Source organism: Campylobacter sp. MIT 99-7217 (assembly GCF_006864365.1).
GTDB lineage: Bacteria > Campylobacterota > Campylobacteria > Campylobacterales > Campylobacteraceae > Campylobacter_D.
Genome location: NZ_QHLJ01000001.1, coordinates 13832 through 25981, shown reverse-complemented (window position 1 = coordinate 25981; position 12150 = coordinate 13832). Strand labels below are relative to the sequence as shown.

Below are 12150 nucleotides of genomic sequence, written 5' to 3'. Positions count from 1 at the left end.
TAAAATTGTAGCAAAATTTATTGATATATCCAAATTTTACAAGTTAAAATTAAAATTTTTTCGAACAAAGGACGAAAATGCTAGATGTTATCTTTAGAGAATACGATATTCGTGGGCTTTATGGCAAGGAACTTAATGAAAAAAGTGTCAAAGTCATCGGTTATTTCTTAGGACGGAAAATGCTTGAAGAAGATTGCAAAAGCGTTAGTGTGGGTTTTGATGCAAGATATAGTGCGCAGGAGTTTTTTAGATATCTTGTAAGTGGGCTAAATAAAGCTGGTATAAAGGTTTTTACACTAGGGCTTGTGCCAACTCCGCTTGGGTATTTCTCTCTTTATACGGGCAAGGAATTTGATGCTAATATCATGATCACAGGCTCTCACAACCCAAAAGATTATAATGGTTTTAAAATCACTATCCACAAAGAAAGTTTTTTTGGAAGCGAGCTTAAAGCCTTTGGAAAAGTGGTCGAAGAAAATTTAGATATGTATATTGAAGATAATTTTAACTGTGAAGAATATGATGTTTTAAGCGATTATCTAAACTTTATGACACAGCAATTTAAGCATTTAAAAAATTTTGATTTTGAATTTGGGGTTGATTGTGCAAATGGAGCAAGTGGAGTCGTGATAGAGCCTTTAATCAAAGCCCTAAATTTAAAAGCAAAAATTCTTTTTAAAGAACCTGATGGTCAGTTTCCAAATCATGCCCCTGATCCAACAGAAAAAGAAAATTTGATACAGCTACAAGAATGCTTAAAACAAAATCCAAATTTAAAGCTTGGCTTTGCATTTGATGGCGATGCTGATAGATTAGTCGTTTTAAATCAAAACCGAGTATTTTTTGGCGATGAGCTTTGTTATTTGTTTGCTAAAAATATAGAAAATCCTCGTGTTTTAGGGGAAGTAAAATGCTCTAAAAATCTCTTTGATGAGGTTGCTAAATTTGGACAAATTTTTATGGGAAAAACGGGACATTCTAATATCAAAAAAATGATGAAAGAACAAAACATAGACCTAGCAGCTGAAGTGAGCGGACATATCTTTTTTAAGCATCGTTATTTTGGATATGATGATGGAATTTATGCTTTTTTAAGAACTCTTGAGCTTGTTTTCAAGGGCTTTGATCTTGAAAAAATGATCGAAGCCTTACCAAAACTTTACACCACAGAAGAACTAAAAATTCCGGTAAGCGAAGAAGAAAAATTTGAACTTGTTGAAAAATTTAAAAATGCGGTCAAAAATCAAGCCTTAAACGGCGTTAAGGATTTGTGTGAAGTTGATGGGGCAAGGATTACTTTTGAAGATGGCTGGGCTTTACTTCGAGCTTCAAACACAAGTCCTTATCTTGTAACGCGTTTTGAAGCAACCACGCTACAAAGATCAAAACAAATTCAAGAAGAAGTTTTAGCGCTTTTTGAGAAGATAAAATAAGCTCCAAAATACTTTGGAGCTTTATCTTTAAGGAGGTAAACTTATAAATAAATTAAATTATCTTAAGTGCAAGTGAAAGTATAAGCTCTTAGGGTAAATCATTTGTAAGTTTTTATTTTCAAGTATAAATTTTTTATTTTTTTTGACGATCATAATCAGTGCATAACACTAAAATATAAAGGAGCAAGGATGCAAGTAAATTCAGCAAGTGTTGCAAATTTAGCAGCACAAAATGTGGCGAACAAAGATGAGAAAAAAACGCAAGATTCTCAAACCAATACCCAAAGCACGGCCTCGGCAAATGCTCAGTCAAGCTCTACTGTCGATCAGGAAACATTAGATAAGCTCAAATCTTTGGGTGGCAAGGGTATAACTCAGCTTTATTTCCAACAATTCCAGCAACAAAGTCTAAACAATGTTTTTGGAAATTTAGGCACTCAATCAAGCATAACAGACTTATTAAGCGGTAATTTTGGGGATAGCACAAAGGCAACAAGTGTTCTTTCGCAAATTGACTTTGCCTCTATTGGTTATACAGGAAAAAATCCTTTATCTATGAATTCTGATGAGCTTAACGCACTTTTGGGTGAAAATGGCTTTTTTGGTATTGAAAATACGGCAAGTAGAATTGCTGATTTTGTGATCATGGGTGCTGGAGATGATCTTGATAAACTTCAAAAAGGCTTTGAGGGTATGAAACGAGGCTTTGAAGAAGCTGAAAAAATTTGGGGAGGAAAACTACCACAGATTTCTCAAGATACTATAGATAAAGCCATAGAAAAGGTCAGTGCCAAAATCACAGAACTTGGTGGTAATGCACTTAATATCAATGCTTAAATTTAAACTCCCTTTTAGGGAGTTTTTAATATATCAAAAGTAAAGAATTTGCTTTGGAAATCATTTTTAATCTGTTGATATTGATACAAAGCAGGTTCGTAGTTTTGAACCTCATGATAAAGCAATCCTAATGCTACTCTTGATTCTTGATTTCCTGTATCTTCAAGTTTTGAAAGCTCCAAAAGAGCTATGGCGGCATTTGGGTTATTTGAACCTATGGCAGCAACTGCTGCTAAAAAATAAGTCATAGAGTCCTTAACCTTATAATCATTAATCAAAGTATCATAAAGTGCATAAGCTTCACCATAAAGCCCGGCATAAATATCCATATAAGCTAAAGTTGAAGTAAGACCCACTTGATCCTCATCTTTTATCGCAAGCTTTTGTTTGATGAATTCTCTTTTTTGATTTAAAAGCCCTACAACACGCATTAAACTTACATAACTATCCCTTACCACCCTTGCTCCACCTGCTAAAGCTCTATAATCAAGCTCAGAATCCTTAAAATAAATTTGAGCATTTTGAGCATATTCTTTGATATTTAAATTTGAATTTTTTGCATTAAAATATAAAATATTTACTAAAATATCGTCATTTAAGGCTTGTTTGAGTAAGTTAATATCTTTGTCAAATTCATTAGGAAGATTATTCATTTTAGCAATAATAGCCTTAAAAATAAGGCTAAATGATGAATTATCTTCACTATCAAGATAAGAAAGCATGGTCGAGCTTTCGTTATTGGCAAAGAACATGATATTTTGATAAAGCTGTTGATCAAAATTATCATCGGTATTGATATTGTCAAGAATTTCGCCTTGAAGCTTTAAAATATCTTTATCGCTTAAAGATCCTGCTAGTATAGCAAAAGCTCCGGCTGCGTAGTTTTTGGGATTGATATGATAAGCAGTTGAAAAATGCTTAAAAGCAAGGTCATAGTTTTGAAGCTGTGCATAACTTAAAGCAAGATTATACTGCAAAATAGAATGTTCTTTATAGGTTTGAAGCAAATTTTTAAATTCTTCATTAGCAAGACTTAACTTATGCTCAAGAGCATGAGAAATAATCCTTGCAAGCTTAACATTAGTTGATGAAAGTGTATGCGAACTCATCAAATACGAATCGCCTCCTTGATCATCTTGCAAGAAACTGCTGACATTTGCTTTGTTGATATAATTAGCAGCCTCTTTAGCATCAAAAACCTGATAAGGTGCAAAATAAAACAAGATATCAGCTTGTTCCTTTTTATCCTTTAAAAAATCCTTGATAAAATTATCTTGAGCGATTTGTATGCTTGTAAGCTCTTTTTTAAGGCTTACTTTGATTTTATTTGTTTTTAAGATATTATGTTCATTGCCCTTTACAAGAGCATTAAGCCTTTCTAACATGTCTTGATATTTTCCAATTTTAAGATCTATAAAAGAAAGTGCTGCTAGGCTTTGATTAAAATCTCTTTCTATCTTCATCGCTCTTTCTAAATTTGTCTTAGCCTCGCCATAACGACCCATTCTAGCATATAAAAGTCCAAGAGGAAGACTTACTTCGTAGCTACCTTGGTTTTGCAAATTTTCTATTGATTTGGTATTAAGTCCCATTTTTGCATAAATTTTTGCACTTAAAAATTTGCTTTCATCAGCATAATGTTCAACTTGAACCTTTTGAAAACTCTGTAAAGCCTCAGGATAAAAACCTTTGTAATAATTTATAAGACTTAGATAATATTCAAAAAGCTCGGAATCCCCTTCATTTGGAAGATACACAAGGGCTAAATCCAAATAATAATCAAATTGTTTTTGATCGCCAAGATACAAGGCACAAACTGCGGCATTTATCGCTGCCACTGTTTGATTTTCATTGCTTTGAATGGCTCTTTGAAAACTTTGAAGTGCCTGAGTGAAATTCTTTTGATTCATCTGTGAAACACCTAGATTATAGTTTGATAAAGCTTCACTATAAAGAGCTATCTGCTCATAAACCTTTAAGGCTTGCTCTCTTTCTCCTTTCAAATAAAGAGCGTTTGCTTTTTGGATCATACCATCAATCTTATCTGCTTCAAATTTTAAACTCTCATCAGTAGTTTGAATAGGACCTGCTTCAACAGAACTTGGGATTATAACATTAGCAGGGGTTTTATTTTGCGAATACAAAAACATCAAAACTACAATCAAAAATAACAAAATACCAAGCAAAACAGCTAAAATAAAAATAAATTTACTATCTTCATACCATTTTTTAGGTTTTACTTCTTCAAAACCGCTTTCAGCTTCTTCTTTGCCTGAATCTCTTGAAAAACCAGAGCCACCTCCGCTATTTTCTTTGAGTATTACTTCTTCTTCAGCCATGTTAGCCCCTTAAAAGTATTTCCTAAGCACATCAGGGATACTTATTTTACCATTTTTATCTTGATAATTTTCCATAATCGCTACTAAAGTTCGACCAACTGCTAGGCTTGAGCCATTAAGCGTATGTACAAGCTCGTTTTTGCCTTGCTCGTTTTTAAAGCGAATTTTAGCCCTTCTTGCTTGAAAATCAAGGCAGTTTGACACCGAGCTTATTTCTCTATATTTATTTTGTCCAGCAAGCCAAACTTCTAAATCAACAGTCTTAGCAGCACTAAAGCCAAGATCTCCTGTACAAAGCATTAAATGACGGTGAGCAAGTCCCAAAGAACTTAGCAAATCACTAGCACAAGCTAGCATTTCTTCAAAGACTGCCTCGCTTTGATCTGGCTTTGTAATGCTTACAAGTTCCACCTTTTCAAACTGATGCTGTCTTATGATGCCCCTTGTATCGCGTCCTGCACTGCCAGCTTCCTTTCTAAAGCAAGCGCTATAACAAGTCATTTTTATAGGAAGTTCTTCGCTACTTAAAATTTCTGCGCTATAAAGATTAGTTACAGGGATTTCTGAGGTTGAGATTAAATAATTATCCTCTCCTTCTATCTTATAAGCATCATCTTTAAATTTAGGAAGCTGTCCTGTGCCAAACATGGTGTTAGCATTTACGATAAAAGGCACATTTACAAGCTCAAAGCCCCTTGAGCGGTTAAAATCTATCATGTAATTTACTAAAGCACGGCTTAGCAAAGCACCCTCATTTTTAAGCACGCAAAAACGGCTTGTTGCTATCTTAACTCCTCTTACAAAATCAAGCCAGTTCAAGGCCTCGCCAAGCTCAAAATGCTCCTTTGGCACAAAGTCAAATTTAGGTGGGGTTAAAACCCTTTTAAGCTCCACATTTTCACTTTCATCGATTCCAACAGGAACCTCATCGGCAGGGATATTTGGAATGCTAGAAGCTAAGCTTTCAAGCCTTGTTTCAAGCTCATTTACCTTGGCATTTTGAATTGAAATTTTTTCTTTATTTTCACTTAACTTAGTCTTTAAAGCTTCTTTATCCGTGCTACTAGCTAATTCTTTACTAAATTTATTTTGAAAAGCTTGAAGCTCTTCAAGTGCTTGTTTTTCAGCCTTTAGCTCTATAAAAAGGCTCTTAAGCTCGCTTAATAAAGCCTCATCAACGCCCTTATTTTTAAGCTTTTTAGCCACCGCATCAAAGCTGTTTTGTAAATTTTTTAAATCAAGCATGATTATAATCCTATCTTTTCATAAATTTTTTGCATTTTTACCGAAGCTAGCTCCTTAGCCCTTTTCGCACCAAATTCTAAAAGTTCTTTAAGCTTGTTAGGTTCTTTAAGCAAAAGCTCATACTCGCTTCTAGCCTTAGCAAAATACTCTAGCATAAGCTCGTTTAAAAGCCCTTTAAAATGCCCATAGCCCTCGCCTCCTCTTTCATATCTTGCCTTAAGCTCGTTCGTGCCTTTTTCATCTAAAAATAATTTAGCGATATTAAAAACCTTGCAAGTTTGCCAATCTTTTGGACTTTCAAGCGGGGTGCTATCGGTGATTATACTTGAAATTTGCTTTTTAAGTGTATTTAGGGGTGCGAAAATATCAAGGGTATTTTTATAAGACTTGCTCATTTTAGCCCCATCAGTTCCTAAAACCACGGCTAAATCTTCATTTATCTTTGCTTCTGGCAGGGTAAAAAGCTCGCCCCATTCATTATTTACCTTTAAGGCTATATCGCGAGCGATTTCAACATGCTGAATTTGATCCTTTCCAACAGGCACAAGCTGGGTATCAAAAAGCAAAATATCAGCAGCCATCAAAACAGGATAAGAAAAAAGCCCATGACTAGCATTTAAGCCCTTAGCAACCTTGTCCTTAAAGCTGTGAGCACGCTCTAAAAGCCCCATAGGGGTAAATTGAGAAAGTATCCAGTAAAGTTCTAAAACCTCTTTTACATCACTTTGAAGCCAAAAAATACTTTTTTTAGGATCAATTCCAAGGGCTAAAAAAGCTGCTGCTGCTTTGAGGGCGTTTTGACGCAAAATTTCGCCATTTTGATTTGAGGTCATAGCGTGATAATTTGCTATAAAAATCAGCATTTCATTATCATCTTGAGCCTCGATCATAGGCTTAATAGCACCGAAAAAATTGCCTATATGTAAATCCCCACTTGGTTGAAGTCCTGTTAAAATCCTCATTTTAGCTCCTTCATAATCTGCATGATGATCTCTAAAACACTTTTATTTTTAATATCAATGATGAGATCAGCTTTTTCTTCGTATTCTTCTAGGCGAGTTTCAAAAAGTTTTTTTGCCATTTCTTTATCCTGAAAAAGGGGTCTTTTTTTAGCCCCACTCTTACCAAGCCTTTCTTCAATATAATCAAAATCAGCCCTTAAATACACAATGACACTTGCCTTATCTTTTTTTAAATTTTTATGAAAACCGCCACCAGTAGCAATGACAGTATTTTTATATTTCTTAAGCTCAAGGGCTAAATTTGCTTCTTCATCTCTAAAAAACTGCTCGCCTTTTTGGGCAAAAATTGCTTTAATCTTAAGTTTAACTTTTTCCTCAATAGCCAAATCCGTATCAAGAAATTTATAATTTATTTTTTTTGCTAAAGCCTTAGCCACAGTGCTTTTTCCACTACCCATAAAGCCTATTAGAAAAATATTTTTATTCATTTTCTTTGCTACCTTTTTTGCGTGAAGCAAGGATTAATGGACAGCCCTCAAGGTCAAATTCTTTTCTTATTTGATTTTGCAAATACCTTTTATAGCTAAAATGCAAGGCTTTTGGACGGTTCATAATAAGAGCGATTTTAGCTGGAGCGATATCGTATTGAACGGCGTAATAAATTTTAACCAATTTTCCATAATCATGCGGCAAGGGGTGAGCCTTTGTCGCCTCGCTTATAAGGGCATTTAGCTTTGCAGTTGGGATTTTTTGCGTACAGTTTTCAAAGACTTGCAAAATCTTTTCAAGCAAGACATGCACGCGTTTGCCACTGAGTGCTGAAACGCTAATGATAGGAGCGTAAGCTAGGAATTTAAAACGATCAAGACGAAGCTCTTTTACGACCTTGTCAAATTCAAGCTCACTTTTATCCCATTTATTAAGCACGATGATAACGCCTAAAAAATGCTTACCAATAAGCCCAGCAATACGCTCATCAAGCTCGTTAAAGCCCTCGCTTGCGTCCAAAACTAAAAGTGCTATTTGAGCTTTTTCAAGCAATTTTTCCGTGCGATTTAGTGCAAAACGCTCAAGCCCTGTGATCTTGCCTCTTTTTCGAATGCCTGCAGTATCGATAAACTCAAGAACCTTTCCTTGATACTCGATACTTTCATTAACCGGATCAATGGTAGTTCCAGCCACATCACTCACCACACTTCTATCTTCTTTAACCAAGGCGTTTAAAAGGCTTGATTTACCGACATTTACGCGACCTACTATGCCTACTTTGATATGATTTTCATCGATTTTTTTAAATTCTTTTTGAGCTTCAAAATCGCCCTCAGCAAAGCTTTCATCAAAATTTTCTAAGAATTCTTCTAAGCTTTCTTCCTCATCTTTGATCAAAACGCTTTCATCTAAAAATTTTTCAAGCCAAGAAAAAAGCTCGTCAAGTCCGCTATTATGGCTTACTGAAATGTTAAAAATTTCTTTCACGCCAAAATTTACAAACTCATACGCTCTTTCTTCATCTTTTTTGCTATCAACCTTGTTAATGACCAAAGCCATAGGCTTTTTAAGCTTTTTAAGTTCGTAAAAAAAAACTCTATCCTCATCATCTGGCAAAAATTTACCATCGACTAAATAAAGGATAATATCGCTATTTTTAGCCATTTTCAAGGTATTTTTTTTGACATTTTTAAAAAGCTCGCTACTTTCATCAAGTCCGCCACTATCAATAAGCGTAGCTGTTTTTGAATTTATAAAAACTTCGGTTTTATTGACATCTCTTGTTGTGCCTGAAATTTCACTTGTAATGGCAATCCTTTGTCTTGCGATGCGGTTAAAAAGGCTTGATTTACCGACATTTGGTTTGCCCACAAGTATAATGCTTTGCATAATCTTCCTAAAAATTTTTTGTGATTATAATGAATTTAAGCTAATAAAAGCGTTCCTGCCTAAAAATCAATAAAAAAAGCTGATGATTTGCGTAACGATCTTATCTTCTAAAGCCTCTTTACTTTCACTTACTCCTGCAAGATAGCTTGTCCTTGCAACAAGGCTTGTACTTTGAGAATTTACTCCTTGGATAACTTGCAAATTCACTTGCATTAAAAAATAATTTTCAAACTCCACATCTGCATCAACTCTCATAAATGGTCCATAAAAAAAGGTATAGGTATAATTGCTCATTCTTTGAGCATACATTAACTTTCTGAAATCAACGATATTGAGTAAAATTTGCATATCTGCATTTTCTTTTACTACTCTTAAACCCTTTTGTTCAAGAGCTTGGCTGAGTTTTTGCTCTAGTTTGGTTTGGATATTTGAGGGATTTTGAAAATGCAAGCTTACGCTTTTGTTATAAAAATTTTTGATAAAAATGCCCTCATTATTTGTATGAATGAAAGTATTTATCTTAGGCGTTGTGCAAGCACTAAAGATAAATACAAAAACAAATATTAAGATTTTATTTATCATTGATGATAGCAGGCACAGCTCTTAAACCAAGCTTTTGATACTTAGAAAACAAATCTGTCATTTGTTTTAACTCCTGCTCACTTACCTTTGGATAGTTTTGAAGCTTTGGATCAAAATACTTTCTAAAGATAGCAATTTTTTCTGCATCGCTTTTTGCATTTTTGCTTTCTTTGTAGATGAGGGCTGATTTTTCAAAAGCTGATTTATCATGAACAGGCGTAAAGACAAAATCAATTTGATGTGTTTTAAGCTCTGCTTCTATATTTGCTAAATGCTGTCTGCAGTAAGGACACTCAGGATCACTAAAAACATACATCTTTGGTTTATTTTTATCTCCTAGTGAAATAATAAGCTTTTCTTTTTTAAGTTCTGCAAGAGCTTTTTTTTCAAAAGCTAATTTAGCTTCTTGAAATTTATTCATTTCAAATTCTTGCCTATAAGAAATTCCTTCCTTTATATCTATAAGCTCTGGGAAGATAAACTTATCTTTAGTAAATAAAAGCTCCGTAAGCTCGCCATCAGGGCTACTTATCTTAAGCTCTACACTTTCAATGTCTGAGTTTTGCACCTTTTGTCTTTTGATGATACTGACCTTAGCCTTAGGAAGCTGAGTTTGAACGATTTGCGAATAAAATTTAATAATCTCTTCATTACTCGCAGCAAAAAGCATACTGCTTAAACATAAACTTGTTATAAAAAACTTTTTCATTTTTTTCCTTAAAAATTTGATTTAATTAGATTGTATCTTATTTTATTTAACACTTTATCAAAGTTCTTATCTTCTCTTCATCTAAAATTTTACTATCAAATTTGATCACTTTATTTTTTGCATTTTGGTATATATCGATTATACCCAAGGTATCTTGCAATTTTTGTATATCAAATTTTTCATCAAGACCAAGATATAAATTCTTAAACTCATTTGGATTTTTTAAAAAACAAAGCAAAATAAACCAAAGGATTATCAAGGCGATAATCATATAAATAAAATATCCAAAATACATCATAATCCCACCAAAAATCCCACCAAAAAAGCTACCCGCATAACCAAAAGCATTAAAAACGCCCAAAGCAGCACCTTTTTCATTAACCTTAGCAAATTTAGAAGCACAGCTTTGCATTATAGGTTCATGTATGTTAAAACCTATAAAAAAAACGATAAAAGCTATGATAAAACACGAAAGTGCTTCCAAATAAAAAGAAAACTCAAATAAAACAAAGCTTACCAAAAAGCAAAAAACTCCAAATAAAAGCATAGCTTTACTCAAACCTCTTTTTTCTCCTAAGCTCCCTGCTAAACCCATAGCTAAAAATCCAGCTATCATACAAAAAGTATAGATCACATAAAGATCTTGCTTAGGATAATCAAAACTTTCAACCAACAACACAGGAAAAAACACAAAAACCAAGCTCATAAGCATTTTTTGCATAAAATTTGTAAAATTCATAAGGGCAAAATTCTTTTGGGTAAAAAATTTATGCAAAGGGGTTTTGATATTTTGATGAGTAATGCAAGGGGCTTTTGGCACTAAGGTATAAAGTAAGATAATACAAATAAAACTTAAAAAAGCACTCAGCTCAAAAAGACTTGAAAGCCCAAATTTTTCGCTCATTAAAGGAGAAATAACCATAGAAGCAGCAAAGCTAAGTCCTATAAAAATACCCATTATCGCCATAGCCTTGCCTCTGTTTTCTTCCTCCACAAAATCACTAATCATTGCCACAGCCACAGCTCCAACAGCTCCAGCTCCTTGTATAGCACGCCCTAAAATCATCATATAAATATGATCTGCATAAGCACAGATAAAAGAGCCGATGATAAAAATAACAAGCCCCAAAAGCAAGGTTTTTTTGCGTCCAAATTTATCACTCATGATACCAAAAGGCACTTGCAAAAACATTTGTGCTAGAGCATAAACACCTACTAAAAATCCTATCAAAAGGGTGTTTGCACCCTGTAAATGTGTAGCGTATAAACTTAATACCGGAAGTACTATAAAAAGTCCAAAAAATCTAGTTCCAACGATAAAAGAAAGCGGTAAAACACTCTTTAGCATTTTCTTTCCTAAAAATTAAAATCAGCAAGCATAAATTCTACTATGATTTTTTTTAACACTTTGTTAAATTTATAAACTTTGCTATAATTTCAAAACCCAAATAAAACAAAGGCAGGATATGAAAATACTTCTAGCAAGCTCGAATTCTCATAAACTCAAAGAACTAAAAGCCTTGCTTAAGAATTTTGAAATTTACGCATTTCATGAGGTGCTAACTCCTTTTGAGATCGAAGAAAATGGCACAAGCTTTAAACAAAATGCTATGATTAAAGCAAAGGCTGTTTTTGAAGCCCTTGATGAAAGGCAGAAAAAAGAATTTATTGTTTTAAGTGATGATAGTGGGGTTTGTGTTGAGGCTTTAAACAATGCTCCGGGCATTTATTCGGCTAGATTTAGTCCGGAAAAAACAGACCTTGCAAACAATGCTTTGTTGATAAAAAAACTTAAGGACTTAAATTTGCAAGAAAGTAAGGCTTATTATGTTGCTTGTATAGCAGCTAAGGGGGATTTGGTGGAATTTTGCACACATGGATATTTGCATGGAAAAATCATCACTTCGCCAAAAGGAGAAAATGGCTTTGGCTACGATCCACTTTTTATCCCTAAAAATTACGATAAAACACTAGCTGAACTTAAATTTGACGAAAAAGCACAAATTTCTCATCGCTCTAAAGCCTTAGAATACATGCGAATTTGTCTTCAAACTATAAAGGAAAAATAATGCAAAATGTAAAAACATTTCTTAAATTTTTAGCTCTCATTATATTTTTATACATAGTCTATGTTTTCTATGTTTCGTTTTTTTCAGGACAAGCAT

At 33.8% G+C, this 12150-nt stretch carries 12 protein-coding genes; 4 read left to right on the top strand and 8 right to left on the bottom strand.

What is annotated here, in order from left to right; translation table 11 throughout:
- Positions 1 to 77: 77 nt before the first annotated feature.
- Positions 78 to 1433, top strand: a complete 1356-nt coding sequence (locus DMB92_RS00130) for a phosphomannomutase/phosphoglucomutase (protein WP_142681016.1) — start codon at positions 78 to 80, stop codon at positions 1431 to 1433.
- A gap of 189 nt (positions 1434 to 1622) precedes the next feature.
- Positions 1623 to 2270, top strand: a complete 648-nt coding sequence (locus DMB92_RS00125; protein WP_142681015.1) for a hypothetical protein — start codon at positions 1623 to 1625, stop codon at positions 2268 to 2270.
- Positions 2271 to 2284: 14 nt separating this feature from the next.
- Here DMB92_RS00125 and DMB92_RS00120 read toward each other — a convergent pair whose 3' ends face one another.
- The 6 genes from DMB92_RS00120 to DMB92_RS00095 all read right to left on the bottom strand — a co-directional run bounded on the left by DMB92_RS00120 (position 2285) and on the right by DMB92_RS00095 (position 9144).
- Positions 2285 to 4609: a tetratricopeptide repeat protein gene (locus tag DMB92_RS00120; protein ID WP_142681014.1), complete on the bottom strand. Its 2325-nt coding sequence runs from the start codon at positions 4607 to 4609 to the stop codon at positions 2285 to 2287.
- Positions 4610 to 4618: 9 nt separating this feature from the next.
- Entirely contained in the window at positions 4619 to 5854 is a 1236-nt protein-coding gene (gene serS, locus DMB92_RS00115) for a serine--tRNA ligase (RefSeq protein ID WP_142681013.1), read from the bottom strand.
- A gap of 2 nt (positions 5855 to 5856) precedes the next feature.
- The gene (gene trpS, locus DMB92_RS00110) at positions 5857 to 6816 is read right to left on the bottom strand and encodes a tryptophan--tRNA ligase (protein ID WP_142681012.1); all 960 of its coding nucleotides are present in this window, start codon (positions 6814 to 6816) and stop codon (positions 5857 to 5859) included.
- Positions 6813 to 7304 carry a shikimate kinase gene (locus tag DMB92_RS00105; RefSeq protein ID WP_142681011.1) on the bottom strand — a complete coding sequence of 164 codons (492 nt, stop codon included), beginning with the start codon at positions 7302 to 7304 and terminating at the stop codon, positions 6813 to 6815. The genes trpS and DMB92_RS00105 overlap by 4 nt, the downstream gene beginning before the upstream one ends.
- Positions 7297 to 8694 carry a ribosome biogenesis GTPase Der gene (gene der / locus DMB92_RS00100; protein ID WP_142681010.1) on the bottom strand — a complete coding sequence of 466 codons (1398 nt, stop codon included), beginning with the start codon at positions 8692 to 8694 and terminating at the stop codon, positions 7297 to 7299. The genes DMB92_RS00105 and der overlap by 8 nt, the downstream gene beginning before the upstream one ends.
- A gap of 66 nt (positions 8695 to 8760) precedes the next feature.
- Positions 8761 to 9144, bottom strand: a complete 384-nt coding sequence (locus tag DMB92_RS00095; RefSeq protein ID WP_260604672.1) for a hypothetical protein — start codon at positions 9142 to 9144, stop codon at positions 8761 to 8763.
- Here DMB92_RS00095 and DMB92_RS09300 point away from each other — a divergent pair.
- Positions 9139 to 9261, top strand: a complete 123-nt coding sequence (locus tag DMB92_RS09300; RefSeq protein ID WP_260604671.1) for a hypothetical protein — start codon at positions 9139 to 9141, stop codon at positions 9259 to 9261. The two genes, DMB92_RS00095 and DMB92_RS09300, sit on opposite strands and share 6 nt — an antisense overlap.
- A 4-nt stretch (positions 9262 to 9265) precedes the next feature.
- On the opposite strand, the gene DMB92_RS00090 is transcribed toward DMB92_RS09300, so the two are convergent.
- Both DMB92_RS00090 and DMB92_RS00085 read right to left on the bottom strand, forming a co-directional pair.
- Positions 9266 to 9985, bottom strand: a complete 720-nt coding sequence (locus DMB92_RS00090; RefSeq protein WP_142681008.1) for a thioredoxin fold domain-containing protein — start codon at positions 9983 to 9985, stop codon at positions 9266 to 9268.
- 46 nt (positions 9986 to 10031) lie between these two features.
- On the bottom strand, positions 10032 to 11333 hold the full coding sequence (locus DMB92_RS00085) for an MFS transporter (RefSeq protein WP_142681007.1): 1302 nt from the start codon (positions 11331 to 11333) through the stop codon (positions 10032 to 10034).
- 118 nt (positions 11334 to 11451) lie between these two features.
- On the opposite strand from DMB92_RS00085, the gene rdgB reads away from it, so the two are divergent.
- Complete coding sequence (gene rdgB, locus DMB92_RS00080; RefSeq protein ID WP_142681006.1) at positions 11452 to 12054, top strand: RdgB/HAM1 family non-canonical purine NTP pyrophosphatase; 603 nt, start codon at positions 11452 to 11454, stop codon at positions 12052 to 12054.
- Positions 12055 to 12150: the final 96 nt, after the last annotated feature.